This is a genomic window from Mycobacterium sp. pW045 (assembly GCF_041287085.1).
GTDB classification, from domain to species: domain Bacteria; phylum Actinomycetota; class Actinomycetes; order Mycobacteriales; family Mycobacteriaceae; genus Mycobacterium; species Mycobacterium algericum_A.
The window spans coordinates 235,442-260,289 of the sequence record NZ_JBGGKU010000004.1; the positions used below are offsets into that span (position 1 = coordinate 235,442).

Here is a 24,848-nt window from a genome sequence, read left to right on the forward strand (position 1 = left end):
AGTTAGGCGAGCTATTCACTGCTTTCGGCGGCCGGCGCGGCCGGCTGCCGCAGCTGCCAGAGCCGGTTCGCCAGCATCGCCTGCACGCTGGCGATCACCGCGGCCGACTCGTCGTGGTCGCCGAGCGCGGCGATGTAGAACCCGATCCCCCACAGCACGGCCAGCAACGTCTCGGTCAGGTCGCCGACCGAGGTCGCGGTGACCAGCTCGCCCCGATCGATGGCATCGGTGAGCGCGTCGGTGAGGAACCGCCGGGTCGGCCCCTGCAGATCCCCGACCAGTGCCCGCAGTTCCGGGTCCCGCTGGGCGTCCAGCACCGCGGTGACCGCGAACGCCGCGGCCGTGCGGTCCGCCTCCCCGAGCTGGGCGAACGCGTAGATGACCGACGACAGCCGTGCGATCAGGCCGTTCTCGGCGCGCGCCCGTTCGACGGCGTTGTCGAGAATCGATTCGTTGCGGTTGAGCACCGCCTGGTAGAGCAGTTGCTTGTTCGAGAAGTAGTGGTTGATCGCCGGCCGCGTCAGATGCGCGCGGGCGGCGATGGCCTGAAACGTCGTCGCGTGGTAGCCGAACTCGCCGAACACGCCGCTGGCAGCGACAACGATGCGTTCCCGGGTCAGGCTGGACCGTGCGCCGCGGGGACGCCCGAGCCGGTGGAACGCAACTTCCTGCATGAGATGAATTCTGGCACCGCCACCGTGACCCGTCGGTAAATTCCGCATTACGATCATTCACTTCTGCATCCCCGGATGCGTCCCGCCAGCGCCTCCGGCGAACTAAAGTCAACTTATGGCCGCGGTGCTCTCCCGACAGGCGTACTTCGAGACGGGTCTCGAAGTACTGTCGGAATTGGGCTACGGCGGCCTCAAGCTGGCCGAAGTCTGCAACCGCCTCGGGGTGACGACGGGCTCGTTCTACCACTACTTCACCAGCTGGCCGGTCTACACCCGCGACCTGGTTCAGCACTGGCTGGACGACCGCACCGTCCAGCACGTGGAGTTCGCGCGGGCCCTGCCCGACCCACGCGAGCGTCTCGACAGCCTGATCCAGATCGGCTTGTCGCTGCCGCACGGCGCGGAGGCCGCGATCCGCTCCTGGAGTTCGGCGGATCCGCAGGTGCGTGCCGTGCAGACCCAGGTGGATCGGCAGCGCTTCGACATCATGTATGAGTCGGCGCTGGAGGTCCTGCACGACGAACGTCAGGCGCACTTGTTCGCCAGCTGGGGGATGTACATGCTGATCGGTTACGAGCAGGCGCTACTGCCCCGCGACAGTGCCGCGATCGCCTGGATCGCCGCCCAGTTGCTCGACGCACTGGACTCGGGACGATTCGCCAGCGCCGCGGCCGCCGAAACCCCCGGGCAGCCCTTCACAGCGAACTGATGCGCTGCACCGGCAGCCGTGGCCCGCGCCGCGGTTCGACGGCCAGCCCGCTCTCGATCAGCAATCGCACCACCCGGTGGCGGTGCGGTCGCATCGGCGCCAGCAGGTCGATCATGGTGTCGTCGTCGATCGGACGGCCGAGTAGCGTCCAGCCGATCATCTTCGCGATGTGATAGTCGCCGACCGACAGCGCATCGGCGTCGCCGAAGGCACGCTGGGCGGTCTCGGCCGCGGTCCACACCCCGACACCGGGCAGCGACATCAGGGCCACCTGAGCCGCCGCGGCGGGCCTGCCCACCAGCCGCTCCAGCGATGCCGCCCGCTGCGCGCAGCCGACCACGGTGCGGGCTCGGCCGCCGTCGACATTGGCGCGGTGAAACTTCCACGACGGGATGCTCCGCCACACCTCGGCCGGCGGGGGCACCCGCATCCGCGGCGGCGCCGGTCCGGGTGCCGGGCCGCCGAACTCGGTGACCAGCACCCGCCAGGCCCGAAACGCATCGGCGCCGGGCACCCGCTGTTCGAGTATCGCCGGGATGAGCGCTTCAAGCACCCGTCCGGTGCGGCCCAGCCGAAGGTGCGGCAGCCGACGGTGTGCGGCGGCCACCGTCGGCTCGGTCGGCGCGAAGTCCGATGCGTCGTCGTCGGCGCCCAGCAGTCCCGGCAGTCCGTCGAGGAACTCCGCGGCGCCGTCGCCCCACGCTGTGCAGTCCACCGACTCGGGTGCCGCCCGGGTGATCCGCGCCGACACCGGGCCACTGGCGAGCAGGCTCGTCCGCCAGATGGCGCCGTCGATGATCTGCAAGCAGGGGTCGCCGGGGCCCCGGCGCAGCGGGGACAGCGTCAGCGCGGGACTCGCGGGCCCGGGAAAGGTGACGGTACGGCGAAGCGAACTGTAGATGACGTCATCATAGGGACGCCGTTTCCACGTTGACCGCTTCGCGTCGCCACGCCACGATGAAGACGTGGCCACCCCGTTCGACGATCCGCAGGCGGAATTGGCGTGGATGTTCCTGCAGGGCATCTGTGGCGATGACGACCTGGACGAGATCTTCACCCTGGTCAGCGACGACTTCAGCTACTGGAGCATCCTGACCCGCCAGGCGATCGACGCGAGCGCCCTGCGCCAGCAGGTGGAGGAGCGCCGCCACGGCCTGCAGATCACGCTGCATCTGACCCGCTGCATCAACGAGGGCGAGACCGTGGTGATCGAGGCGCACGGCGACTGTGTCACCGCCGACGGCGGCCACTACGACAGCCCGCTGGTGTTCATCGTCGACTGCCACGACGGCCAGATCGTGTCGGTGCGCGAGTACACCGAGACCCGGTTCGCCGGGGAGGTGCTGGGAATCTAGGCCGATCTAGTCCTGGCCGACGCTGATGTCGGCCTTGTCCGGATAGAAGGCGACATGCCCGGCGATCGCGGCGACCGCGGGAAACGGTTGTTCGTAGGTCCAGATCGCATCGGCGACGGTCTGGCCGGCCGCGGTGGTCACGGTGTAGTAGGCCGCGTCGCCCTTGAACGGGCAGTAGCTGGACGTCGTGGTGCGGCTCAACAGCTCACCATTGACGTCGGCCAGCGGAATGTACTGCACCGCAGGGCGGGTCGATTCCTGCAGCGTCAACGCGTCGTCGGTGTCGGCGACGACTTCGCCGCCGATACGCACCGTGACGTGCCGGCCGGTCGGGGTCACGGTGATCGGGTACTCGGCGGTCGGGATGTGGACAGGTCGGCTGCCCGAGTCGTGCTGGGTCATGCGGCGGTCCCTCGCTTCTTGGCATCACGCAGTTTCATCCAGAAACGCGCAGCCTCGCGGATCGATTCCTCCACCGGCCGGGGCTGCCAGCCCAGCTCGCGCACCGCCTTGGAGTGGTCGACCTCGGACTCCGCGCGCATCATCCGGACCGATTTCAGTGACAACTCGGCGTCCTTGCCGCCCAGCCGGGCCTTCAGCGCGCCCAGCGCCCCCAGGGCATAGAGCATCGGCACCGAGATCGACCGCGCCGGCGGCGGCACCCCGGCCTCGTCGGCCGCGATCGCGATGATCTCGGCGTTGGTGATCATGCGCTCGGAGATCAGGTACCGCTCCCCGTTGCGGCCGTGCTCGGCGGCCAGGATCAGCGCCCGCGCGGCGTCGTCGACCCCGACGGCCTCCAGCCGGATGCCGTCCATCACGAACGGCAGCTTGCCGTAGACGGCGCCGGCGATGAACGCGCCGTGCGGGGTGCGGCCCCAGTCGCCGTCGCCGTAGGTGCTCGACACGCACATCGCCACCGCCGGCAGCCCGGCGTCGGCCGCGTAACGCAGCACCAGGTCTTCGGCCTGCACCCGGGACTGCACGTAGGGGGTCAGCCGGCGGCGGTCGATCTGGTCGGTCTCGGTGGCGAGGTGCCCGCGCCGGCGGCCGACGGTGACGTAGCTGCTGGTGAACACGAACCGGCGCAGGCCGGCCGCGATCGGCTCCTCGACCGCCACGTCGAGGACGTTGCGCAGTCCTTCGACGTTGGTGCGGAACAGCGGGGCCGGATCGCGCAGCCAGGCGCGGGTGTCGACGACGCAGTAGTAGATGTCGTCGCAGCCGGTCATCGCCTCGCGCAGCGTGGCGGTGTCGAACACATCGCCGTGGTACCGGGTGACGTCGAGGTCGTCGATTCCGATGGTGTTGGCGCTCGGGCGCACCATGACCCGGACGTCTTCCCCGGCATCGACGAGTTGGCGGGTGACGTGCGAGCCGAGGAAGCCGTTGGCGCCGATGACCAGCTTGGGGTGGGCCTTCACGCATTCCCTCCGAATTGCTTCATCCAGGCCGCCGCCTCGTCGTCCAGGGTGCCGAGCTCTTGGGCCTTGCGGCACCACTTCATGGTCGCGGCGACGAAGCGCAGCGGGTTGTAGATGTCCTCCTGACGGCGCCACAGGCCGTCGCCGGCGTAGGTGATGATCGAGATGTTGGTGGCGCTGATGATGGTGCCGTCGCCGGGATCACGCATCGGGTTATCCAGTTCGCAGATGATCCGCCCGCCGGCCTCGTCGATGACCGACCACAGCGCCGGGAACTCGGTCATGTAGCTGCCCGGGAACGTCGACATCGTCTGGCGGATCCAGGGCCGCACCTCGTCGCGGCCGTGCATGGTGCCCATCGCGTGCTCGACGTACTCGACGTCGGGGGTGTAGTGGCTCACCCAGGCGTCCCAGTCCTTGGTCTCGGCGGCGCGGGCGACGGTCTGCTCGAAGATCTCGAACGCGGCCGCGAGCTCGGCGCGGCTGAACTGCGGATTCGTCATGCGAAGAACTAGAACACGTTCTATCGGAGTTGTCGAGAGCGGGCGGATTCGAATCTGGGTTTATATTCGGATCGGTGTTACGGTGACGTCGTCGACCCACCGGTCAGAAGGAGATCGCCGTGACGTCCAGCAAACCGGCCGTCGGGCTGCATCACGCGGCCTACGCCTGCGCCGACTTGGAGGCGACGCACCGCTTCTACCAAGACCTGCTGGGGTTTCCGCTGGTCCACACCGAGGTCGAGCAACTGCAGGACGGCTTCTTCCGGCACGTGTTCTACGACCTCGGCGACGGCTCGTGCATCGCGTTCTTCGACCTGCATGGCGTCGGTGAGAAACCCGACTGGTCGAGTTCGTTGTCGCGCCCGAACGGCTTGCCGGTGTGGGTGAATCACGTGGCGTTCCGGGCCACCGAGGAGAAGCAGAACGAAGTCCGCGCCCGGATGGACGCCGCCGGCATCAAAGCGCTGATGGACGTCGACCACGGCTGGTGCCACTCGTTGTACTACCTGGACCCCAACGGCATCATGGTCGAGTTATGCCGGGACACACCGGGTTTCGAGCGCGACCCGGAGCAGGCGCATGCGCTGCTGACCAGCACCGAACGGGCGGCCGACCCCAAGGTGGTCACGTCCCGCTCGAACACCACCCGGCTCGGTTGAACCGGCTCGCATGGGTCTCGACTCGCTGACGACGCTCGCCGTCGCCCACGATGGGCCGGTGGCCCGGGTACTCATCGACCACGGCGAGCTCAATCTGATGGACGCCGCGATGATGGGCGACCTGTGGCGGCTGGTGAACTGGTTGCGCAGCGCGGCCGGCAGCGACGTGCGGGTGGTGGTGCTGCAAAGCGCCAACCCCGATTTCTTCATCGCTCACGTCGACCTGGCGCTGCTGCAGGCCTCGGCCGACGATCCCGAGGCCGCGGTCGGCTCGTTCCAGGACCTGGTCGGCGCGTTTCGGGCGCTCGACCAGGTCACCGTCGGGGTGGTCGCCGGGCGGGTGGCCGGCGGCGGAATGGAACTGCTGGTCAACCTGGATCTGCGGTTCGCGGTCACCGGCCGGGCGGTGTTCAACCAGATCGAGACCGGGATCGGGGTCATCCCCGCCGGCTCGGGCCCGCAACACCTGCACCGGCTGCTGGGGCGGGGCCGGGCGTTGGAGGTGATGCTGGCCCATGACGACCTCGACGCCGAACTCGCCGAACGCTACGGGCTGGTCAACCGGGCGCTGGATGCGGGCGGCGCCGCGGCGTTCGTCGACCGGCTGGTGGGGCGCATCGCCACGGTGCCGCTGGCCGACATCGCCGCCATCAAGGCCACCCTGGCCGCTCCGGACATCCACACCGGTCTGGCGGTGGAGCGTTCGGCGTTCGCCGAGGTGCTCGGCCGAGGCGAGGCGCTGGCCAAGATGCAGCGATTCCTGGCCGCCGGCGGCCAGACCCCGGCCGGTGAACGCCGGCTGGCCGAGCTGGTGGCCGGCCTCGACGCGACGGAACCGACGTGACGGCCCGGGCCGGGGCGCCCGCCGACAGCCGTCCCACCGTCCGGGGCCGCGACACCCAAGCACGGCTGGAACAGGCCGCCCGCGAGGTGATCGCCCGCAAGGGTTTCTTCAAGACGACCATCACCGACATCACCTCGGCCGCCAAGCGCTCGCCGGCGTCGTTCTACCACTACTTCGAATCCAAGGAAGACCTGCTGGCATCGCTGGCCGAGGACTTCCGGGCCTTGGCCAAAAGCCGTGCGGTGCAGGCGTTGCACCCCGGCCAGGATCTGCGGGACATCATCGAGGAATCGGTGCGCGCGCACTGGGAGACCTACCGCGACCACCTCGGGGTGATGGTCGGGGTGTTCCAGCTGGCGATGATCAACGACGAGTTCGCCCAGCGCTGGCGGGACATGTGCGCCGACGCGATCGACTGGGTGGCGCAGACGGTGCGGATGGCCCAGCGCAAGGGCTACGGGACCGACGCGGACCCGGAGCTGGTCGGCTCGGCCATCGTCGCCATGCTCAACCACTTCACCTATGTCTGGCTGGTGGCCGGCGGTGACGTGGCGGGCCGCGAGCTCGACGACGAAGCGGCGATCAAAACGCTCACCGACACCTGGTATCGCTCGGTGAGCTGGCGCGAACAAGGTTCATGACAATAAGGAGTGGTGCAGTGGCGGTAACGCGCGAATTCGTTTCGCTGACATCGGCAACCGGGGCGGTGAACCCGGCCGGGTATCACCCCGCCCAGGGGCTGTACTGGACTCCGGCCGGGGCCAAGCCGAAGGTGGCCGTGATCGCCAGCCACTACAACGTGGACTTCGCCGAGCACTACCTGGCGCCGCTGATCGCCGAACGCGGTTACGGCTTCCTGGGCTGGAACACCCGGTTCCGCAGCGGTGAATCGATCTTCCTGCTCGAACACGCGCTGCTGGACATCGCGGCCGGGGTGCAGTGGCTGCGCGAGCAAGCCGGCGTCGAGGTGGTGGTGTTGCTCGGCAACTCCGGGGGCGGGTCGTTGATGGCCGCCTACCAGTCGCAAGCCGTCGACCCGCACATCACGGCGGTCGGCGGCGGTCCGGTACCCGATGCGGTCAACAGTCTGCCGCCCGGCGACCTGTACGTCTCCACCCAGGCCCACGCCGGCCGTCCGGAGGTGCTGACGGCCTGGATGGACCCGTCGGTGACCGACGAGTCCGACCCGCTGTCGTGCGACCCGGCCCTGGACATGTACGCCGAGCAGAACGCGCCGCCGTACACACCGGAGTTCCTCGCCCGCTACCGCCAGGCGCAGCGGGACCGCAACGACCGGATCACCTCGTGGGCGCAGGCGGAGTTGCAGCGACTCAACGCCGCCGGAACCTACGATCGCTCGTTCTCGGTGCATCGAGTGTGGGCCGACCCGCGCTACCTGGATGCCTCGATCGACCCGTCGGACCGTCCACTGAACCGGTGCTACCTGGGCGATCCGCGGCGCGCCAACCGGGCGCCGTACAACATCGCCGCGCACTGCACGCTGCGGACCTGGCTGTCGATGTGGAGCCTACAGACCTCGTTCTGTCAGGGCGCCCCGCACCTGGGACGGATCACGTTGCCCGCCTTGGTGATTCAGGGCACCGCGGACACCGGTGTCTTCCCCAGCGACGCCCACCACATCCACGACTCGTTGGCCAGCACCGACAAGCAACTGCATCTCATCGCCGGCGACCACTACTTCGAGCAGCCCACCGACAGCCGAACGGTCTGCGCCGATCTGGTGGCGTCCTGGATCGCCGAACGAACCTGATGGCCGCGCTCGACTTCGATTTCCGCGACCCGGACCTGCATGCCGACCCGCTGACGTATCAGCGGCGGTTCGCCGATGCCGACCCGGTACACCGCAACAGCCAGGGGCTGTGGGTACTGACTCGTCATGCCGACGTGCTGGCGATACTGCGCGATGAACGCGCCGGCACCGACCGGCGAAACCTGTACCGCAGCAAGCTCGATCCCGGCCGGCCCTATCTGACCCACGTCGAGCACAACCTGTTCTACCGGTCCGGCGACGACCACCGCCGGCTGCGGGCACCGCTGTCGCGGGCGTTCACCCCGCGCGCACTGGCCTCCTTCGAATCCGAGGTCGCCGCCCGCGCCCGGTCGTTGGCGGCCGCGCTCGACCCGGCCGGCTTCGACCTGGTGGCCGAGTTCGCCAAGCCGTTACCGCTGGGGGCCATCGCCACCCTGCTGGGGGTGCCCGACAGCGAACTGGACAACCTGCAGGACTGGTCGATGGCGTTGATCGCGGCGCTGGAACCGGCGGCACCCCGGTCGGTGTTCACCGCCGCCGACGACGCCGCGGCCGGGATGAAGGACCTGCTCGCCGACCTGCTGGCGCTGCGCCGCGCCGACCCGGGCCACGACCTGCTGTCGGTGGTGGCCGCCAGCGGGCTGCCACTGTCCGACGACGAACTGCTGCACAACGCCATCTTCTTGTTGTCGGCCGGGCACGACACCACCACGGCGGTACTCACCGGGGCGACCGCGTTGCTGATCGAGAATCCCGGGCAACGGCGCCTGCTGGCCGACGCCGGGGCCGCCCCGCACGCCGTCGACGAACTGGTCCGGCTCATCAGCCCGGCCATGATGATCTCCCGGGTTGCCGAGGCGCCCATCGAGCTCGGCCGCGGGAAGGGCGGGGCCGTCATCGACCCCGGCGCCCCGGTCCTGCTCGGGCTGGCCGCCGCCAACCGGGATCCGGCCGTGTTTCCCGACCCCGACCGCCTCGACCTGGCCCGGCCGCAGACCGGCCACCTGGGCTTCGGGTTCGGCCCGCACGTCTGCCTGGGCGCCCCGCTGGCCCGGATGCAGATCCGCCTGGGACTGCTCGCGCTGTTCGACCGGTTCGCCGACTTGACGGCGCAGGCGCCGCCGCGCCGGGAGCCGAGCGCGGTGTTGACCAGCTATCGGTCCTATCCCCTGGCGGGCGCTGCCTGAGCCGGGATAATCGGGGACATGACTGATTACCAGAGAGCGATCCTGGCCGGCGGCTGCTTCTGGGGCATGCAGGACCTGATCCGCAAGCAAACCGGCGTGGTGGCCACCCGAGTCGGCTACACCGGCGGCGACGTAGCGAACGCCACCTACCGCAACCACGGCACCCATGCCGAGGCCATCGAGATCAGCTACGACCCTTCGGCGACCGACTACCGCAGCCTGCTGGAGTTCTTCTTCGCCATCCACGACCCGACCACCCGCAACCGGCAGGGCAACGACGTCGGAACCAGCTACCGTTCGGCGATCTTCTACCTCGACGACGAGCAGCGACAGACCGCGCTGGACACCATCGCCGAGGTGGACGCGTCCGGGCGCTGGCCGGGCAAGGTGGTGACCGAGGTCAGCCCGGCCGGTGATTTCTGGGAGGCCGAACCCGAGCACCAGGACTACCTGGAACGGTTCCCCGGCGGCTACACCTGCCACTACATCCGGCCGGACTGGCAGCTGCAGCGCCAGTCCTAACGGCCGCTACTGGCCGTGGGTCCGCAGCTGATACAGCCCGCGGGTGGTGGCGACGGTGTTGCCGTCGGCGTCGGTGACCACGGCCTCCAGCGTGTAGTCGGCCTTGCCGCGTTCGGCGGCCTCGGCGCCGATCCGGGCGATCTCGCCGGCGTCGAGGCGGGCCTCGGCGCGCAGCTGCGAACGGGCCATCCCGACGAACGAGATGTCGATGTTCTTCACCAGCGGGAAGTATTTGGCGGTGTCGAAACTGCTCAACGCGATGATGCCGCCGAGGACCTCGGCCACGGTGAACTGCACGCCGGCATAGACCACCCCGAAGTGGTTGCCGTTGCCCTCGAACGGGACGGTGGCCGCAGCGTAGCCATCGCCGACCTCGACGACCTGCACCCCCATCCGATGCGCGGCCGGGATGGTGTGCTCGATCGCGGCGTTGAACATCTCGACACGTTGCTCGGCCTGGTCGCTCATCAGCGCATCTTAGCCGCGGCGTCGTACGGTGATTCGCCCGCCGTTCTTCGGTGTGAACGCCACTCCCCGGGAGTGGTACTTCTCCCCAGCCGCCGCGGTCGGCTCGATAGTGAAGTGCCGCAACACGGTTCGCAGCACCAGATCCATCTCCAGGTTGGCGAACGCCGAGCCCGGGCAACGCCGGCTGCCGCCGCCGTAGGGCAGCCATTCGAATGCCGACGGGCTGCCGTCGAGGTAGCGCCGCGGATCGAAGCGGTCCGGCTCGGCGAACACGGCGGGATTCTGGTGGATCTGGTTGATCCCCACAATCACCCCGTACCCGCGGGGAATGACCCAGTCGCCGATCTGGACGCTGGGCGCATAGACGTGCCGGCCGGCGAAGTCGATCACGGTGCGCACCCGCTGGACCTCGCGGATCGTGGCGCGGCGCAACCTGTTCTCGTCGGTGTCGGCCTCGGCGGTGAGCTCGTCGAGCAGCCGCGGGTGGCGGCTCAGCCGCTCGAACACCCAGGCCATCGTCGACGCCGTGGTCTCATGGCCGGCCGCCAGGAAGGTCAGCAGTTCGTCGCCGATCTCCTGGCGGGTCATTGCCGTACCGTCGTCGTAGCTGCTGCTCAGGAGCAGGGTCAGCACGTCGGTGCGGTTCTCGAAGTCCGGGTCGGCGCGCACGTCGGCGATCAGCTTGTCCAGAATCGCTTCGTACTGCTCACGCCACGCCGCCAATCGGCCCCACGGGGTGAACCGCCCGTAGTTGCGGACCGGCAGGGGCAGTGCCACCAGCCGGGAGCCGAGCGTCACCCACTTGGGCAGGCCTACCCGCAACTGGTCCAGTTCAGCGCCTTCGGCCCCGAAGATCGCCCGCAGAATCACGTTCAGGGTGATCCGGTTCATCGGCGACAGCGTTTCGAAGGGTTTGCCGATCGGCCAGTCGGCGATCTCCCGCAGCGTCTCCTCGACGACGATCTGCTCGTAGGCCCGAATGCTCTTGCCGTGGAACGGCGGGCTCAACAGATTGCGACGGCGGCGGTGCTCGGCACCGTCGAGCGCGAACACCGAGCCGGGCCCGAGGATCCGGGACAGGTTGGGCTGGATGTTGCCGAGGTCCTCGGGGTTGGCCAGGAACACCTGCTTGGCCAGATCCGGTTCGGTCACGAAGACCGTCGGCCCGAACACCGGGCTGTCGATGGTGAAGGCGGCTCCATAGCGACGCGTCAGGGCGCCCATCAGCCGGCGCCGGTCCAGGGTGAACAGCAAGCCGCTCACCACCTTGGGAATCCGCGGCTTCGGCGGAAGCTTGATCGCCGGTGAATCCGCGGCGTCGAGTCGCTGCGTGGTCTGGCTGGTAACCGTCTGGGTCATGCGATGCCTCCCGAGGCGATCCGTGGTACCGACGCGTACCAAACGCTTGTCGAACACGGTACTCTCTAGTACCAAGGACTGGCAAGGCTTGACGGGAAAGGTGCGGCGATGATGACGCTGGCAACCGAGGGCGAAGTGACGGAAACCGCCGACCCGTTTCGCCGCCGGCTGCTCGAGGGACTTGCCGACGCGATCGCCGAGCGTGGCTACCGGGCCAGCACCGTCGCCGATATCGTGCGCGCCGCCCGCACCTCCAAACGGACCTTCTATGACCGCTTCGCCAGCAAGGAGGAGTGCTTCCTGGAGTTGTTGCGCGCCGACAATGAGGCACTGGCCCAGCGGATCCGCGCCGCGGTCGATCCGCAGGCCGACTGGCAGGAGCAGATCCGGCAGGCGGTGGGCGCCTACGTCGCCCAGATCCAAGCCCGACCCGCCATCACGTTGAGCTGGATCCGGGAACTGCCGTCGCTGGGTGAGGTGGCGCGACCGGCCCAGCGGCGCGGCCTGGACCTGATGTCGAATCTGCTCGTCGAGCTCAGTGGCAGCCCGGGGTTTCGCCGTGCGGACCTGCCGCCGTTGAGCCCGGCGCTGGCGGTGATCCTGCTGGGCGGGCTGCGAGAGCTGACCGCGCTGGCCGTCGAGGACGGCTCCGACATCGGCGCGATCATCGAGCCGGCGGTCGATGCGTCGATTGCCCTGCTCGGCCCTCGGCGCTGATCTACCGTTGACCCGTCAGGCGCATCGCAGAATCCGGAGGACCGCCATGCGACTCTCAACGCGTAACCAGCTCACCGGAACCATCGCCGACTTGGATGTCGGGTCGGTCATGGCGGTGGTCAAGATCCGCCTCGACGGCGGCGAGCAGGTGATCACCTCGTCGGTCACCCGCGATGCCGCCCTGGAACTCGACCTCAAGGTCGGTCAGCCGGCGACGGTGTTCATCAAGTCGACCGAGGTCACCGTCGGCGTCGAGTAGCCGGTCACGTCCAGGGCAGCGCCAGTTTGCAGATCTTGCGGACCACACTGCCGAACTGCTTGAGCAGCGGCCCGGTGTTGTACGGGACGCCGTAACGCTCGCAGATCTCGCGCACCTGCGGTGCGATCTCGGCGTAGCGGTGCGCCGGCAGGTCGGGGAACAGGTGGTGCTCCACCTGGAACGACAGGTTGCCGGTCAGGATGTGGAACCACTTGCCGCCGGTCAGGTTCGCCGAACCCAGGATCTGACGGTAGTACCACATGCCGCGTGACTCGTTCTCGGCCTCCTCGACGGTGAATTCCTGTGTGCCGTCGGGGAAGTGACCGCAGAAGATGATGGTGTAGGCCCACACGTTGCGCATCAGGTTGGCGGTCAGGTTGCCGGCGAACACCAGCGGGGCGAACGGGCCGGCCAGCAGCGGGAACGCGACGTAGTCCTTGAGGGTCTGGCGACGCACCTTCTGCCAGGTCTCCCGCAGCATTTCGCGTTTGTCGGCCAATCCGATCTCCCCGGCGCGGATGCGCTCGGTCTCCAACTCATGCACCGCCACCCCGTACTGGAACAGCACCATCAGCAGGAAGGCGTAGAGCGGGTTGCCCAGGAAGTAGGGCTCCCAAGGCTGCTTCTCGCTCATTCGCAGGATCCCGTAGCCGACGTCGCGGTCCATCCCGACGATGTTGGTGTAGGTGTGGTGCATGTAGTTGTGCGAGTGCCGCCACTGGTCGGCGGGGCAGGCGGTGTCCCACTCGAAGTGCTTGCCGTACAACGCCGGTTCACCCATCCAGTCGTACTGGCCGTGCATGACGTTGTGGCCGATCTCCATGTTGTCGAGGATCTTCGACAGCCCCAGCATCACCGTGCCGGCCAGCCAGGCCGGCGGGATGATGCTGAAGAACAGCAGCGCGCGCCCGCCGACCTCCAGCGTGCGCTGCGCCTTGATGATCTGGTGGATGTAGTCGGCGTCGCGTTCGCCGAGGTCGTCGAGCACACCCTGGCGGATGGCGTCGAGTTCGGCGCCGAAGGCGTCGAGGTTGGCCGGGAGGCCTGGGCGATCGCCGGCCTGCGGCTGTTCGGTCTGCGGCCGCTCGAGGACTGACTGCGTCATGGTTGGCTCCTTTACTGGTCGTTTCCCGCGACTCGGAATCTCCCGACGCAACACTCGGTGGTGGCGTCGTGTGATTCCCACTCACGGATGGTCATTGGTCCTACAGATCGATTTCGACGTCGCCGACGGGCACCGACACGCAGATCTGGATGTCTTCGCTCTCGGCGGTCGAGAGCGCCCCGGTGATCAGGTTTCGCACCGTGCCACCGGCTTTGCGGCAGGTGCAGCTGTGACAGATGCCCATCCGGCATCCGCTGGCCGGTTGCAGTCCGGCCGATTCGGCCTGCTCCAGCAGTGACCGCCCGTCGTCGACCACCGCGATGGTGCTGCCGAGGAAGGTGACCCGGCCACCGGACGGGTCGGCGGTGAATTGCGGCGGCACGAAGCTCTCCGAGATCGCGTCGGTCCGCTGCTCGCGCACCGCGGCCACGAGTGCCGGCGGGCCGCACACGTACACCGCATCCGGCTCCGGTCCGGCCGCCCGCAGATGCTCGCCGTCGAAGTAGCCCCGCAGATCGCCGGCGTCCGGTGCGCGGGTGTAGCCGTGCAGCACCTGCACCCGCGGCATCCGGGCGAGTTCGTCGCGGTAGCAGGCCTCCTCGGGAGTGCGCGCGTAATGGATGAACGTCACCCGGCCCGCATAGCGTTCGGCGAGCAGGGTGCGCAGCATCGACATCACCGGCGTGATGCCGCTGCCGCCGGAGACCAACAGGATGCGCCGCGGGCGGATCGCCGGCAGCACGAAGTCGCCGCCGACGTTGTCCAGGCCGACGACCATGCCGGGCCGGGCGTTGCGGTAGAGGTACTCGGAGACCAGCCCGCCCTCGTGGCGCCCGATGGTGAGCTCGATGAGCCGCTGCCCTTCGGGGCTGGCCGGCGAGTAACACCGGGTGCGCCGGCGCCCGTCGATCTCGACGGACAGGTTGATGTGCTGGCCCGCCTTGAAACCGCCGAACGCGTCGTTGGGTTCCAGCAGCAGGGTCACGCTGCGTGGGGTGGCGCGCCGCACGGCGACGACCCGGGCGCGGGCGTCGTTGCGGGTCCAGGTCGGAGACACCAGTTCGGTGTAGCGGTCGACCCCGTGGGGACCGGTGAGCAGGTCGACCAGGCTGGAGCCCAGTACCCGCCGCGTCAACGTTTGAGTGAACATATGTACACAGTGAACACTTGTTTACGATGCGTCAAGTGCTATCGACCGGCTGTGTTACGCTTCACATCCAGTGAACAGTCGTACGCCCAATTCACGCTCGGGACGAACCAGGCCACCGCGGCCGCCCCGTCCCGAGCGTCCAGCCCGGCCCGAACGACCGGAGCGGGTGTCACGCGAGGAGCGCAAAGAGGCCACCCGCCGCGCCATCATCAGCGCGGCGCTGACGCTGCTGGAGGAACGCAGCTTCAGCGCGCTGAGCCTGCGCGAGGTGACCCGGGCGGCCCACATCGTGCCCGCGGCGTTCTACCGCCATTTCGAGTCGATGGACGCGCTGGGGCTGGTGCTCATCGACGAGTCCTTCGGGGCGCTGCGCGATACGCTGCGCGACGCCCGCACCGGCGGGGTCGACCCCAACCGGGTCATCGAGTCCTCCGTGGAGGTACTGGCCGACAGCGTCGCGTCGCGCCGCGAGCACTGGCGGTTCATCAACCGGGAGCGGTTCAGCGGCATGACAGTGCTGCGCTACGCGATCCGCACCGAGATCCGCTTGATCACCGCTGAGCTGGCCACCGACCTGGCGCGCTTCCCGGCGTTGAGCGCGTGGAGCACCGAGGATCTGAACATCCTGGCGGGGCTGTTCGTCAACGCGATGACCGTCACCGCCGAGGCCATCGAGGAGGCCCCGGACGAGGAGACCCTCGCCGAGATCAAACAAGTCGCCGTCAAACAACTCCGGATGATCGCGCTGGCTGTCGGCGGCTGGCGCAGCAAGCCCTGAGCGGTGAGCCTCGCAGCACGCCACGTTCCCGGCAAGCTGGCCGACGTCACCGGTCCGGGCATCACCGACCAGTGGGGCGTGACGTGTGCAGACCTGGGCGCCTCGGTGCTGGCACCCGACGGCTCGCTGGTATCGGTGTTCGGCGACACCTTCGCCGGCGACAAAGTCGGCCGAGGTGATTGGCGCTCCCCGGTGATCCTTATCGGCACCGGCGACGCCGGCCACCGGATTCGCTACCGGCGCGCGGGCGGCCCCGACGGCGACTACGCCCGGCAGCTGTGGCACTACCGGCACCGCGAGCCGGTTTCGCGACTGGACCGCAGCTCGATCAGCACGGTGATCCCCTCCGATCTGTTGCGGGTGGACCAGCTGCTCTACTTGCACGCGATCGTCAACCGCGGCTTCGGCAACGTCGCCTGGACCGAGATCTGGCAGTCCGCCGACAGCGGGACCACCTGGCACAACATCGGGACGCGGTTTCCGGCGCGGCGACACCGCGGGCACGCGCAGTGCTGGTCCTGGGACTACGACCCCGACGACGGCTGGGTGTATGTGGTCTCAACCGGGTTTCAGCGCAACAAGGGCGTCATCTTGCGGCGGGTGCGCCCCGCCGACATCGGCAACCCCGCCAAGTACTCCGGCTGGGGATACCGAGGCGGCCGGCGGGCCTGGGGCAGCACCCCGGTGCCGATCACCCCGCCCGGCGAGACCTGGGGCGAGCTGTCGTTGCGGCGGCTGGCGGCCGGAACCTGGGTGCTCGGCGGGTTCGTGTCCTCGCGCTATGCGCTGGGTTACCGGGTGCTGGACTCCCCCGCCTCCGAATTAGCTTCTGTGCCATTGCAACTGCCGGTGATCGGTTGCAGCTGGGACCGCGAGGACCACGCCGGCTCCCGGGTCGCCCAGCTCTACGGCGGCTATGTCCTACCGGGTTCACGGGTGGACCGCACCGGCGGGGTGGGCCTGCTGGTGTCGCAGTGGAACACCGCGGCGGGCTGGCCCTACCGGGTGATGCAGTTCCGGGCGACGTTGGCCAGTGGCGAGGAGATTCGCTAGTCCCAGACGGCCGGTTCGGCGCTTTAACCCGCAGCGACTCCACAGAATACTCAGTAACATCCTGGGTAAATAAGTGAACGAACCGGAAATCTGAGTTTTTCCTGGGCTTCTGCTAGTGTCTCGCGCAACTGACCTGCGCAACTTCGACGAGGGACACCGAACGTGACGACAATCAAGCAGTTCCTGTGTGGTGCAACCGTCGCCGGCATGGTCGCCGCGACCGGAGCGGCCGTCGGCGCGCCGGCCGGGTTGTCCGCGGTGACCGCCGACTGGCTGCTCGCCGCCGAGCACGTGCTGCTGATCGGCCTCGACGGCGTCAACCTCTCCAAGGTCCTGGAGTACGCCTACGACGACGACAGCGGCTTCAAGACGGCGATGGACCAGGGCATCACCGGAGCGGCGAGCCTGACCAATCACACGACGCTATCCGGGCCGTCATGGTCGACGGTCCTCACCGGCGTGTGGGACGACAAGCACGGTGTCTTCAACAACCTGTTCCGGCCCGAGCCGTACAACCAGTGGCCGACGGTGTTCAACCTCATCGAGTACAACAAGCCGGAGGTCGACACCACGATCATCAGCAACTGGGAGTACCTCAACCAATTGGCCGGCGCGGGCGGCTACTCGGTCGACAACAACATCTTCGTCCCGGCGGGGGACAGCCCGGCCGACTCTGACGCGCTGGTCACCGCGCTCACCATTGCTCAGATCCTGGGCACGGAGGACAATCCGGATGACATCTCGAGTTTCCTGTTCTCCTACCAGTCGCAGGCCGACCACGCGGGACACTCGTTCGCCGGCGGGTCGGAAGAATACATGCAATCCATCATCAACCTCGGGGCCAATATCCAACAGATCCTGGCCGCGATCGCCCACGTGCAGTCGATCACCGGCGACGACTGGTCGATCATCCTCACCACCGACCACGGCCATCAGCAGACGGTGACCCTGCCCGGCCTCAGCATCGGCCACGGCTTCCAATCGCCCAATGAGACATCGTCGTTCGTCATCTTCGACCAGGCCGGCGATGACGCGAACGACGGCAGCCAAAGCTTGGGGTACTCCACGGTGGACATCACCCCGACGATCCTGTCGCTGTTCGGCATCCCGCTGCGCTCAGACTTCGACGGGGTCTCGCTTGTGAACGACCCGGCCGTGTTGGACGGCATCGTCGAGCCCACCGATCTCAAGCAGTCGCTGCTCGACGCTCTCGCGATGTACGGCTACCCGAACATCGGCAACGACATCACGCTGGCCATCCGGACGGTGATCGGGTCCGTGCCGTACTTCCTCGACAAGTTTGTGACCGAGATCGACACCTTCCTACAGTCGATCGTCGACCAGGACATCTTCCTGATCAGCGGGCTGGCCGAGGTCGCCCAGCAGATCAACGAGTTCTTCGGCGGTCTGACGGTGAACGTGACCAACACGGTGGCACACGGATTCGCGTATCTGCTCGGGTCGGGCGTGATCGCCCCGACCGACGCGCCGCTGCCGCTGCCGGGGGCCGCCGAGTTCACCGGATCGTTGGAGTCGCTGCTGGCCGGCGACACCTTTACCGCCCCCGACATCGGGGACCTCGACCTGTCGCTGCTGCTCGACGTCGACGCGCTGCTGGGCTGACACACCATGACAACGCTCAAGCAGATCCTGTGTGGTACCGCCGTCGCCGGCCTGGTAGCCGGAGCCGGCGCGGCGGTGGGGACGCAGGTGGGCTTGTCGACCGTGACCGCCGATTGGCTGCTTGCCGCCGAACATGTGCTGCTGCTGGGCACCGATGGCACCAACCTCGACAAGATCCTCGAGTACGCCTACAACGACGACAGCGGATTCAAGATGCTGATGGATCGGGGCGTCACCGCCGCCACGACCATCGCCGGCCATCAAACGATGTCGACGCCGTCGTGGTCGACGATCCTCACCGGGGTCTGGGACGACAAGCACGGGGTGGTCAGCAACGTCTACCGGCCCGAGCCCTACACCACCTGGCCGTCGGTGTTCAACCTGATCGAGTACCACAAGCCGGAGGTCGACACCACGGTCATCTCCGGTCGGGGCCTGTTCACCGAGATGGCCTCCACGGGCGGCTATCCCGCCGACAACATCATCGGCATCACCGGTGGTTCCACCTCGGCGGAGATGGACGCGCTGGTCACCGACGAGACCGTCGCCAGGATTCTGGCGACCACGGAGAACCCGGACACCTCGACGTTCATGTTCTCCTACCAGTCCCAGGTCGACCACGCCGGACACTCCTACAGCGGCGGGTCGGAGGAGTACAAGGAAGCCGTCATCAACGTCGGCGCCAACTTCAAACAGATCCTGGAGGCGGTCGCCCAGGCCGAGGCGGCCACCGGTGACCGCTGGACGATCATCGCCGTGACCGACCACGGCCACCAGCAGACGGTGACCCTGCCGGGTTTCAGCCTCGGCCACGGCTTCCAGACGCCCAACGAGACGTCGAGTTTCGTCATGTTCTCGCTGGCCGGAAATGACGACCAGGCCGGAGGCCAGAACCTCAGTTACCAGACCGTCGACATCACGCCCACGATCCTGCAGGCCTTCGGAATCCAGATGCGCTCGGACTTCGACGGCGTCCCGATGCAAACCGACCCGGAGATTCTGAACGGCTTCATCATGCCGGTCGATCTCAAGCAATCCCTCACCGATGCGATCAACAGCTACGGCTACCCCGACATCGGCACCAACATCATGTTGAGCATCCGTGCGCTGGCCGGCGGAGCCGGTTTCTTCATCGGCAGCTACCTGCTTCCGCCCATCAGCAACTTCCTGCAGACGATCATCGACCAGGACATCTTCCTGATCAGCGGGCTGGCTCAGGGCGCCCAGTGGCTGCTCAACACCGTCGGAGGTGTGGTCGCAGACGTCGCGACGGACTTGGGCAGAGCGGTGGCCTACCTGACCGGGGCCGGCGTCATCCCGCCGGAGGACGCACCGCTGCCGCTGCCGGGCAGCGCCGAGTTCTCCGATTCGGTGGCGGCGCTGTTGGCCGGCCACACGGTCGCGGTCCCCGACCTTGTCGACGCCGACCTGCCCCTGCTGGTCGACATCGACGCACTGGTGGGCTGATCCGCCTTCGCTGCGATACCGTCCTGGAAGCCCATTCCAGTGAACGAGCGGCGGACCCGTGAAGACTCCCATTTGCGAGCAGTACGGCATCGACTTCCCGCTGTTCGCCTTCAGCCACTGCCGCGACGTGGTGGCCGCCGTGACGAATGCTGGCGGTTTCGGCGTCCTCGGCGGTGCCGCCTACACCCCTGAACAACTCGATCAGGAGTTGAGCTGGATCGACGAGCAGGTGAAGGGCAAGCCTTACGGCATCGACATCATCGTGCCCGCCAAATTCGAAGGTAAGGGCGAAAGCTTGTCCGGCCGTCAACTGTCTGACCGGATCCCGGCTGAGTACCAGACGTTCATCGCAAACCTGTTGGCCGAGCACGACATCGAACCCGATGACAAGCCACGTTTGGGGCCGGCCATGCTCGCCGGCAGTGCCGGAGAGCAGCTGCTCGAGGTCGCCGTCGCTCATCCCATCAGGCTGATGGCCAACGCACTCGGCGTGCCGCCGGACTACATGATCAAGTCCGGTCAGGACCACGGCATCCCGGTCGCTGCCCTCGTCGGTGCCAAGGAACACGCCCTCAAGCAGGTGACCCACGGTGTCGACCTCATCGTCGCCCAGGGCACCGAGGCCGGCGGCCACTGCGGCGAGGTCTCCACGTTGGTGCTGGTGCCCGAAGTCATCGACGCCATCGACGACGCCGTCCCCGTGCTCGCCGCCGGCGGGATCGTCACCGGCCGGCAGATGGCCGCGTGTGTGGCCCTCGGCGCTGCCGGAGCCTGGACGGGGTCGGTGTGGCTGACCACCGAGGAAGCCGAAACCGCCCCGCACACCAAGCAGAAGATGCTCGCGGCGACCTCGCGCGACACCATCCGCTCCACCGGGCGCACCGGCAAGCCTGCCCGGCAGCTGGTCTCGGAGTGGACCGATGCCTGGCGACCCAACGAAGCCGGCCACCCGACACTGCCGCTGCCGCTGCAATCCATGCTGGCCGAGCCCGCGCTTCGCCGCGTCGACGCCCTCGCCGCCGCCGGGCACCCCGGCGCGCAAGCCCTGGCCACGTATTTCGTCGGCCAGGGTGTCGGCCTGATGAACAAGGTCAAACCCGCGCGCGAGGTGGTGTTCGAGTTCGCGCAGGACTACCTCGCGGCCGCCGAGCGGCTCGGCGACTCGGTCGGGGAGTGACTACTACGGGTTCTGGGGCTCGCGCCACATCTTCCACAGCGTCGGCCCGCCGTTGGGCAAGCTGATCTCCCCGATCACCCGGAAGCCGAACCGCTCGTAATACGGCACGTTCTCTTCCTTGCTGGACTCCAGATACGCCGGGCAGGACTCGGCGTCGCAGCGCTCCAGCCGCGGCTGCATGACGGCCTGCCTGAAGCCGCGCCCCCGCACCGACGGGTCACTGCCGATCACCGCCAGATACCAGTGCGGCTCCTCAGGGTGGTTGGCATCCAACAGATCCGACAGCGCCCGGCCCTGCGAGAGACGGAAGCCGAAGGACCGGATCAGCGAGGGCACCATCCGCAGCTGTGACCACGTGGACTGTTTCCAGCGGTCGGGCGGATCCCACAGTGCCGCAGCCCCCACGGTTGCACCTTCATAGGCCACCTCGACCCCACCGCCGGACAGATGGTGCACCCGGGTCGAGGTACCGAAGAACGCCGTCAGCTGCGCGGTGCGAGAGGCGTCGTCGGGCAGCATCCACATCGACACCGGGTCGTCATAGAACGCCCGCCCCAACGTGTGCGCCAGCGGTGCGATGTCGGGCTTGTTCGCGGGCCGTACGTCAATCGCCATCTGGCCAGATTAGTGCCGCCCGCAACGGCAGGATTGCTCTCGGTCAACGCGGGCTATTCACGCAACGCTTCGCCGACACCATGGTCTCGCCCACGAGACAGCACCGATTACTCGTTCGCTCAGACCGAACTCACCCAGGAGATGGCCGCCAACCCCCAGTTGTTCGACGACAGCTACACCCGTTGGGGGCCGATCCAGTGGATGCCGCCGGAGACCTGGCTGGGTCTGCGCGAGCACCTTGCCGCACACGGCTGGTCCGACGCCGACATCGCCGCAGTACTCGGCGGCAACTTCCACCGGGTGGCCCGGGAGGCCTGGCGCGCTGTTTGATCGTGATGATCCGGTGGCGGCGCGCCGCTTCGGCTTAGGCTGCAAGGACGTTCCGTCGGCAGGAGGTAACCATGAGCGACCACGGCATTCGGATGATCGTCTTGTCCACCGACGACCTGGATGAATCGATCAAGTTCTACAGCGAGACGCTGGGCATGCCGTTGAAGTTTCGCGACGGCACCCACTTCGCCGCGCTCGACGGCGGGTCGGTGACGCTGGCGTTGGCCACCGCGGTGGATCATCCCATCCACGGCCAGGTCGTCGTCGGCATCAAAACCGACGACGTCGATGGCGCCGCCAAGGCCATCGAAGCCAGTGGCGGTGGGATCGTCAAGGGCCCCTACGACGACGCACACGAGCGTCGCGCCGTGGTCTATGACAACAAGGGCAACGGGCTGGTGTTCTATAAGCCGCTGGCGCGGTAGGGGTCAGCGTCCGGCACCGCGGGGATCTCGCCTGGCCGGCGACACGGACTCGGTAGCCTTTTCCGCTATGCGGCGGTACACGGGCGACGCCGATGACCGACGGGGGTACCGATGTTTACCGCCGGGCAGGTAGTCGACGGGTACCGCATCGAGTGGGTACTCGGTACCGGCGGCATGGGAACGGTGTATCTCGCCGCCAATCCGACACTTCCCCGCCGCGAGGCGCTGAAGATCCTTTCCGCCGAGCTGTCCCGCAATTCTGACTTCCGCGCCCGCTTCATTCGCGAAGCCGAAGTAGCCGCCGGCCTGGACCATCCCCACATCGTTTCGGTCTACAACCGCGGGCAGACCGCGGACGGCCAGTTGTGGATCGCCATGCAGTTCGTCGACGGCACCGACGCCGACGCGGCCCAACGAAGCGGCACCATGACACCGCAGCGTGCTGTGCACATCGTCAGCGACGTCGCCAAAGCCCTCGACTACGCCCACGCCCGCAACGTCATCCACCGCGACGTCAAGCCCGCCAACTTCTTGTTGACGGGCACACCCGGCGCAGACGAGCGCGCCCTGCTGGCCGATTTCGGTATCGCGCGGGCCCTCGACGACGTCGGCCTGACCGCGACCGGATCCGTGCTGGCGACCATCGCCTACGCGGCACCGGAAGTCCTGTCCGGCACCCACCTCGACGGCCGTGCCGACATCTACTCGCTGGGCTGCACGCTGTTTTCCCTGCTGACCGGCTACGCGCCGTTCTCATCGGCCAACGGGATGGCCGCGGTGATGATGGCCCACCTCCATCAGCCGCCGCCGCGGCCCACTGATTTTGTCCCCAGTCTGCCGCCGGCACTCGACGTCGTCATTGCCACGGCCATGGCCAAGGACCCTGCTGCTCGGTTCCCCTCGGCAAGCGCGCTCGCCCAGGCGGCGCGGGCCGCACTGTCCAACCAGTTGCCGGCCGGGTTGCATTACGCCACCCCGCAGTCGACTCCGGTGCGCCAACCTGAGCGGCCGTCCTCGCCGCGGCGGCGTACGTGGGTGCTGGCCGGCGGCGCCGCGGCAGTCCTGATGGTGGCCGGATCGATAGCCGCCGCCACGATGGCGGGCCGAGAGCGCCCCCCTGAGCCGACCACCGTCGTCACGTCGAATACACCGGCGCACTCCACAATTCCCCTTGCCGGGGCCGAACCCGGCGCCCCGCAGGGAGCGGCGTCCGACGACGTGCAACCGGAAGCGTTGCGTCCGATTCTGTTGCCGGCCGGCCAACTCCGCAGCACCGAACACGAGTTGGTTCTCGAAGAAGACATCAGCACCCTGCTCGATGACGCTGCTGCCGTCTCTGCCCCGGACTGCGTCGGCACCTGGGCTCCCGTGCAAGAGCGCGCTATGGGCGGTCACGGACAGACCGGAGTCGCCGTGCAGGTCCTTCGCGCGATGAACCGCAAGGCCACCGAGGAAGGCGTGGTGCAGGCCGTGGTGTCCTACCCGACGCACATGGCCGCGGTGCAATCACTGCAGCAACAGCAGCGGCAATGGCAGGGCTGCGCCGGCCAGTCGATCACCGTCGCCGCCCCCGGCAGCGGGCCGCAGACGTGGGACTTCGACCAATCGCAGACATTCGCCGGCACCGTCACCTCGGCCGCCAGGCTGCGCGACGGCACCGCGGTCTGCCAGCACGGGATCAACGTGCGCGGCAATGTGCTCATCGATATCCGACAGTGCCTTCCGCGCGGCGGCAATGACGTATCCGCGCTGGTCAACGCCACCGGCGATCGCGTGCCCAGCCGATAGCTCCGCCGGGAATAGCCTGAATTGCTACTACCACCAGGAGGTCCAGTGATCGCATCCAGGCGCTGGTATGCGGGCATCGGTTCGTTGCTGGTCACCAGCGTGCTGGTGACGTCGTGCAGCTCATCGCTGACCGCGGGAACCCCTGTTACCGAGCACTCCGCCTCCCCCGCACCATCGGCCGTCGCACCGCCTTCCCCACCGGCTCCGGAACCGCCTCCACCGCCCTCCGATGACGACCAGATCCGCCAGACCGTGCAGGCGTTTCAAGACGCCTACAACACGCAGAATTGGGATGCCTACAAAGAGCAGATGTGTCCGGCGATGCGTGACCAATTCACCGATGGCCCGGTCATGGACCTGCTGAAGAAGACCCGAGCCGATGGTGGGCTGACCCGCGCCACGGTCAGCGCGGTCGACATCGACGGTGACGTCGCCACGGTGACCCTCGATTCGCAGAACGAAGCGTCCGGAAACCTCGCTCCCACACTGCGACTGGAGCGTGGCGACGGCTGGAAGATCTGCGTGCGATAACGCTCCTGCGCGGTTCAGCCCGGGCTCTTCAGGTGGGGTTCTATGATTTTGTTGTTCACTAGGACGGCAACCCACCGCTCACACAGTCTACGACTGGGATTCTGAAAACCGTTGGCGCGTTGGGGGTCAAGATCGAGTCGGAAAGGCCTCGGGACGGGCTACCCGTAGCTTGTCGGCGGTCAGATGGACCTCCCTGATCTTGACGTCGAACCTGCCGCTCGCCCGCTGGCACCTAGTACCGGGTGCGGCACTCCACACCCGCAATCCGATTATCCGCGCGGACCGGCCCCGACATGGTGGAGGCGTTATGAACAAGACCCAGCGGCATCACGCCTGCCGCAGCTCAGCCGATGAA

At 67.8% G+C, this 24,848-nt stretch carries 29 protein-coding genes; 19 read left to right on the plus strand and 10 right to left on the minus strand.

Annotation, left to right across the window (positions count from 1 at the left end; genetic code table 11):
- Positions 1–11: 11 nt before the first annotated feature.
- Positions 12–674: a TetR/AcrR family transcriptional regulator gene (locus ACAG20_RS08210; protein WP_370492196.1), complete on the minus strand. Its 663-nt coding sequence runs from the start codon at positions 672–674 to the stop codon at positions 12–14.
- Between the two features lie 115 nt (positions 675–789).
- On the opposite strand from ACAG20_RS08210, the gene ACAG20_RS08215 reads away from it, so the two are divergent.
- Positions 790–1,383, plus strand: a complete 594-nt coding sequence (locus ACAG20_RS08215; protein ID WP_083037103.1) for a TetR/AcrR family transcriptional regulator — start codon at positions 790–792, stop codon at positions 1,381–1,383.
- On the opposite strand, the gene ACAG20_RS08220 is transcribed toward ACAG20_RS08215, so the two are convergent.
- Entirely contained in the window at positions 1,370–2,284 is a 915-nt protein-coding gene (locus ACAG20_RS08220; protein ID WP_083037162.1) for a DNA-3-methyladenine glycosylase, read from the minus strand. The two genes, ACAG20_RS08215 and ACAG20_RS08220, sit on opposite strands and share 14 nt — an antisense overlap.
- A gap of 64 nt (positions 2,285–2,348) precedes the next feature.
- Between ACAG20_RS08220 and ACAG20_RS08225 the strand changes: the two genes are divergently transcribed.
- Entirely contained in the window at positions 2,349–2,738 is a 390-nt protein-coding gene (locus ACAG20_RS08225) for a nuclear transport factor 2 family protein (protein WP_083037161.1), read from the plus strand.
- A gap of 6 nt (positions 2,739–2,744) precedes the next feature.
- On the opposite strand, the gene ACAG20_RS08230 is transcribed toward ACAG20_RS08225, so the two are convergent.
- From ACAG20_RS08230 to ACAG20_RS08240, 3 genes are read right to left on the minus strand one after another with little or no spacing between them, the layout of a single operon-like run.
- Entirely contained in the window at positions 2,745–3,140 is a 396-nt protein-coding gene (locus ACAG20_RS08230) for a DUF427 domain-containing protein (protein ID WP_083037102.1), read from the minus strand.
- Positions 3,137–4,162: an NAD-dependent epimerase/dehydratase family protein gene (locus tag ACAG20_RS08235; RefSeq protein WP_083037101.1), complete on the minus strand. Its 1,026-nt coding sequence runs from the start codon at positions 4,160–4,162 to the stop codon at positions 3,137–3,139. Before ACAG20_RS08235 ends, ACAG20_RS08230 begins: the two co-directional genes overlap by 4 nt.
- Positions 4,159–4,665, minus strand: a complete 507-nt coding sequence (locus ACAG20_RS08240; protein ID WP_083037100.1) for a nuclear transport factor 2 family protein — start codon at positions 4,663–4,665, stop codon at positions 4,159–4,161. Before ACAG20_RS08240 ends, ACAG20_RS08235 begins: the two co-directional genes overlap by 4 nt.
- 119 nt (positions 4,666–4,784) lie before the next feature.
- Between ACAG20_RS08240 and ACAG20_RS08245 the strand changes: the two genes are divergently transcribed.
- From ACAG20_RS08245 to msrA, 6 genes are read left to right on the plus strand one after another with little or no spacing between them, the layout of a single operon-like run.
- Entirely contained in the window at positions 4,785–5,324 is a 540-nt protein-coding gene (locus tag ACAG20_RS08245) for a VOC family protein (protein ID WP_163762395.1), read from the plus strand.
- Positions 5,325–5,334: 10 nt separating this feature from the next.
- Positions 5,335–6,168: an enoyl-CoA hydratase/isomerase family protein gene (locus ACAG20_RS08250; protein ID WP_370492197.1), complete on the plus strand. Its 834-nt coding sequence runs from the start codon at positions 5,335–5,337 to the stop codon at positions 6,166–6,168.
- Positions 6,165–6,809, plus strand: coding sequence for a TetR/AcrR family transcriptional regulator (locus ACAG20_RS08255; RefSeq protein ID WP_013827028.1), 645 nt, complete (start codon positions 6,165–6,167; stop codon positions 6,807–6,809). The genes ACAG20_RS08250 and ACAG20_RS08255 overlap by 4 nt, the downstream gene beginning before the upstream one ends.
- On the plus strand, positions 6,806–7,939 hold the full coding sequence (locus ACAG20_RS08260; RefSeq protein ID WP_041316654.1) for an alpha/beta hydrolase: 1,134 nt from the start codon (positions 6,806–6,808) through the stop codon (positions 7,937–7,939). Before ACAG20_RS08255 ends, ACAG20_RS08260 begins: the two co-directional genes overlap by 4 nt.
- Positions 7,939–9,126, plus strand: coding sequence for a cytochrome P450 (locus ACAG20_RS08265; protein WP_370492198.1), 1,188 nt, complete (start codon positions 7,939–7,941; stop codon positions 9,124–9,126). Before ACAG20_RS08260 ends, ACAG20_RS08265 begins: the two co-directional genes overlap by 1 nt.
- 18 nt (positions 9,127–9,144) lie before the next feature.
- The gene (gene msrA, locus ACAG20_RS08270) at positions 9,145–9,648 is read left to right on the plus strand and encodes a peptide-methionine (S)-S-oxide reductase MsrA (protein WP_013827025.1); all 504 of its coding nucleotides are present in this window, start codon (positions 9,145–9,147) and stop codon (positions 9,646–9,648) included.
- Positions 9,649–9,654: 6 nt separating this feature from the next.
- On the opposite strand, the gene ACAG20_RS08275 is transcribed toward msrA, so the two are convergent.
- A complete protein-coding gene (locus tag ACAG20_RS08275) occupies positions 9,655–10,116 on the minus strand; it encodes a PaaI family thioesterase (protein WP_013827024.1) in 462 nt (153 codons plus the stop codon).
- 9 nt (positions 10,117–10,125) lie between these two features.
- Positions 10,126–11,475: a cytochrome P450 gene (locus tag ACAG20_RS08280; RefSeq protein ID WP_013827023.1), complete on the minus strand. Its 1,350-nt coding sequence runs from the start codon at positions 11,473–11,475 to the stop codon at positions 10,126–10,128.
- A gap of 111 nt (positions 11,476–11,586) precedes the next feature.
- Between ACAG20_RS08280 and ACAG20_RS08285 the strand changes: the two genes are divergently transcribed.
- The gene (locus ACAG20_RS08285) at positions 11,587–12,192 is read left to right on the plus strand and encodes a TetR/AcrR family transcriptional regulator (RefSeq protein WP_083037160.1); all 606 of its coding nucleotides are present in this window, start codon (positions 11,587–11,589) and stop codon (positions 12,190–12,192) included.
- Positions 12,193–12,238: 46 nt separating this feature from the next.
- Positions 12,239–12,451, plus strand: coding sequence for a molybdopterin-binding protein (locus ACAG20_RS08290; protein ID WP_013827021.1), 213 nt, complete (start codon positions 12,239–12,241; stop codon positions 12,449–12,451).
- Positions 12,452–12,455: 4 nt separating this feature from the next.
- On the opposite strand, the gene ACAG20_RS08295 is transcribed toward ACAG20_RS08290, so the two are convergent.
- Both ACAG20_RS08295 and ACAG20_RS08300 read right to left on the minus strand, forming a co-directional pair.
- Entirely contained in the window at positions 12,456–13,556 is a 1,101-nt protein-coding gene (locus tag ACAG20_RS08295) for an acyl-CoA desaturase (RefSeq protein WP_083037090.1), read from the minus strand.
- 100 nt (positions 13,557–13,656) lie between these two features.
- Positions 13,657–14,706 carry a flavin reductase family protein gene (locus tag ACAG20_RS08300; protein ID WP_370492199.1) on the minus strand — a complete coding sequence of 350 codons (1,050 nt, stop codon included), beginning with the start codon at positions 14,704–14,706 and terminating at the stop codon, positions 13,657–13,659.
- A 70-nt stretch (positions 14,707–14,776) separates the two neighbouring features.
- Here ACAG20_RS08300 and ACAG20_RS08305 point away from each other — a divergent pair, with 70 nt between their 5' ends.
- The 5 genes from ACAG20_RS08305 to ACAG20_RS08325 all read left to right on the plus strand — a co-directional run bounded on the left by ACAG20_RS08305 (position 14,777) and on the right by ACAG20_RS08325 (position 20,804).
- Positions 14,777–15,484, plus strand: a complete 708-nt coding sequence (locus tag ACAG20_RS08305) for a TetR family transcriptional regulator (protein WP_370492200.1) — start codon at positions 14,777–14,779, stop codon at positions 15,482–15,484.
- A gap of 3 nt (positions 15,485–15,487) precedes the next feature.
- Positions 15,488–16,537 carry a DUF4185 domain-containing protein gene (locus ACAG20_RS08310; RefSeq protein ID WP_370492201.1) on the plus strand — a complete coding sequence of 350 codons (1,050 nt, stop codon included), beginning with the start codon at positions 15,488–15,490 and terminating at the stop codon, positions 16,535–16,537.
- Between the two features lie 162 nt (positions 16,538–16,699).
- Complete coding sequence (locus ACAG20_RS08315) at positions 16,700–18,160, plus strand: alkaline phosphatase family protein (protein WP_083037080.1); 1,461 nt, start codon at positions 16,700–16,702, stop codon at positions 18,158–18,160.
- Between the two features lie 6 nt (positions 18,161–18,166).
- Positions 18,167–19,627 carry an alkaline phosphatase family protein gene (locus tag ACAG20_RS08320; RefSeq protein ID WP_083037078.1) on the plus strand — a complete coding sequence of 487 codons (1,461 nt, stop codon included), beginning with the start codon at positions 18,167–18,169 and terminating at the stop codon, positions 19,625–19,627.
- A gap of 58 nt (positions 19,628–19,685) precedes the next feature.
- Positions 19,686–20,804, plus strand: a complete 1,119-nt coding sequence (locus tag ACAG20_RS08325; RefSeq protein ID WP_013827014.1) for a nitronate monooxygenase family protein — start codon at positions 19,686–19,688, stop codon at positions 20,802–20,804.
- A 3-nt stretch (positions 20,805–20,807) separates the two neighbouring features.
- Here ACAG20_RS08325 and ACAG20_RS08330 read toward each other — a convergent pair whose 3' ends face one another.
- The gene (locus ACAG20_RS08330; RefSeq protein ID WP_370492202.1) at positions 20,808–21,419 is read right to left on the minus strand and encodes a GNAT family N-acetyltransferase; all 612 of its coding nucleotides are present in this window, start codon (positions 21,417–21,419) and stop codon (positions 20,808–20,810) included.
- A 141-nt stretch (positions 21,420–21,560) separates the two neighbouring features.
- Here ACAG20_RS08330 and ACAG20_RS08335 point away from each other — a divergent pair, with 141 nt between their 5' ends.
- The 4 genes from ACAG20_RS08335 to ACAG20_RS08350 all read left to right on the plus strand — a co-directional run bounded on the left by ACAG20_RS08335 (position 21,561) and on the right by ACAG20_RS08350 (position 24,493).
- Positions 21,561–21,749 carry a hypothetical protein gene (locus tag ACAG20_RS08335; protein WP_370492203.1) on the plus strand — a complete coding sequence of 63 codons (189 nt, stop codon included), beginning with the start codon at positions 21,561–21,563 and terminating at the stop codon, positions 21,747–21,749.
- A 71-nt stretch (positions 21,750–21,820) separates the two neighbouring features.
- Positions 21,821–22,174 carry a VOC family protein gene (locus ACAG20_RS08340; RefSeq protein ID WP_370492204.1) on the plus strand — a complete coding sequence of 118 codons (354 nt, stop codon included), beginning with the start codon at positions 21,821–21,823 and terminating at the stop codon, positions 22,172–22,174.
- A 111-nt stretch (positions 22,175–22,285) separates the two neighbouring features.
- Positions 22,286–23,962, plus strand: a complete 1,677-nt coding sequence (locus ACAG20_RS08345) for a sensor domain-containing protein (protein ID WP_370492205.1) — start codon at positions 22,286–22,288, stop codon at positions 23,960–23,962.
- A 45-nt stretch (positions 23,963–24,007) separates the two neighbouring features.
- Entirely contained in the window at positions 24,008–24,493 is a 486-nt protein-coding gene (locus ACAG20_RS08350; protein ID WP_013827009.1) for a nuclear transport factor 2 family protein, read from the plus strand.
- The last annotated feature ends 355 nt before the right edge of the window (positions 24,494–24,848 follow it).

Excerpts from the sequence above, each read along its gene's own strand:
- ACAG20_RS08210 (WP_370492196.1), bottom strand. The coding sequence starts at position 674 with ATGCAGGAAGTTGCGTTCCACCGGCTCGGGCGTCCCCGCGGCGCACGG.
- ACAG20_RS08215 (WP_083037103.1), top strand. The coding sequence starts at position 790 with ATGGCCGCGGTGCTCTCCCGACAGGCGTACTTCGAGACGGGTCTCGAA.
- ACAG20_RS08230 (WP_083037102.1), bottom strand. The coding sequence starts at position 3,140 with ATGACCCAGCACGACTCGGGCAGCCGACCTGTCCACATCCCGACCGCC.
- ACAG20_RS08240 (WP_083037100.1), bottom strand. The coding sequence starts at position 4,665 with ATGACGAATCCGCAGTTCAGCCGCGCCGAGCTCGCGGCCGCGTTCGAG.
- ACAG20_RS08250 (WP_370492197.1), top strand. The coding sequence starts at position 5,335 with ATGGGTCTCGACTCGCTGACGACGCTCGCCGTCGCCCACGATGGGCCG.
- ACAG20_RS08260 (WP_041316654.1), top strand. The coding sequence starts at position 6,806 with ATGACAATAAGGAGTGGTGCAGTGGCGGTAACGCGCGAATTCGTTTCG.
- ACAG20_RS08265 (WP_370492198.1), top strand. The coding sequence starts at position 7,939 with ATGGCCGCGCTCGACTTCGATTTCCGCGACCCGGACCTGCATGCCGAC.
- msrA (WP_013827025.1), top strand. The coding sequence starts at position 9,145 with ATGACTGATTACCAGAGAGCGATCCTGGCCGGCGGCTGCTTCTGGGGC.
- ACAG20_RS08275 (WP_013827024.1), bottom strand. The coding sequence starts at position 10,116 with ATGAGCGACCAGGCCGAGCAACGTGTCGAGATGTTCAACGCCGCGATC.
- ACAG20_RS08280 (WP_013827023.1), bottom strand. The coding sequence starts at position 11,475 with ATGACCCAGACGGTTACCAGCCAGACCACGCAGCGACTCGACGCCGCG.
- ACAG20_RS08285 (WP_083037160.1), top strand. The coding sequence starts at position 11,587 with ATGACGCTGGCAACCGAGGGCGAAGTGACGGAAACCGCCGACCCGTTT.
- ACAG20_RS08290 (WP_013827021.1), top strand. The coding sequence starts at position 12,239 with ATGCGACTCTCAACGCGTAACCAGCTCACCGGAACCATCGCCGACTTG.
- ACAG20_RS08295 (WP_083037090.1), bottom strand. The coding sequence starts at position 13,556 with ATGACGCAGTCAGTCCTCGAGCGGCCGCAGACCGAACAGCCGCAGGCC.
- ACAG20_RS08300 (WP_370492199.1), bottom strand. The coding sequence starts at position 14,706 with ATGTTCACTCAAACGTTGACGCGGCGGGTACTGGGCTCCAGCCTGGTC.
- ACAG20_RS08320 (WP_083037078.1), top strand. The coding sequence starts at position 18,167 with ATGACAACGCTCAAGCAGATCCTGTGTGGTACCGCCGTCGCCGGCCTG.
- ACAG20_RS08330 (WP_370492202.1), bottom strand. The coding sequence starts at position 21,419 with ATGGCGATTGACGTACGGCCCGCGAACAAGCCCGACATCGCACCGCTG.
- ACAG20_RS08335 (WP_370492203.1), top strand. The coding sequence starts at position 21,561 with ATGGCCGCCAACCCCCAGTTGTTCGACGACAGCTACACCCGTTGGGGG.
- ACAG20_RS08340 (WP_370492204.1), top strand. The coding sequence starts at position 21,821 with ATGAGCGACCACGGCATTCGGATGATCGTCTTGTCCACCGACGACCTG.
- ACAG20_RS08345 (WP_370492205.1), top strand. The coding sequence starts at position 22,286 with ATGTTTACCGCCGGGCAGGTAGTCGACGGGTACCGCATCGAGTGGGTA.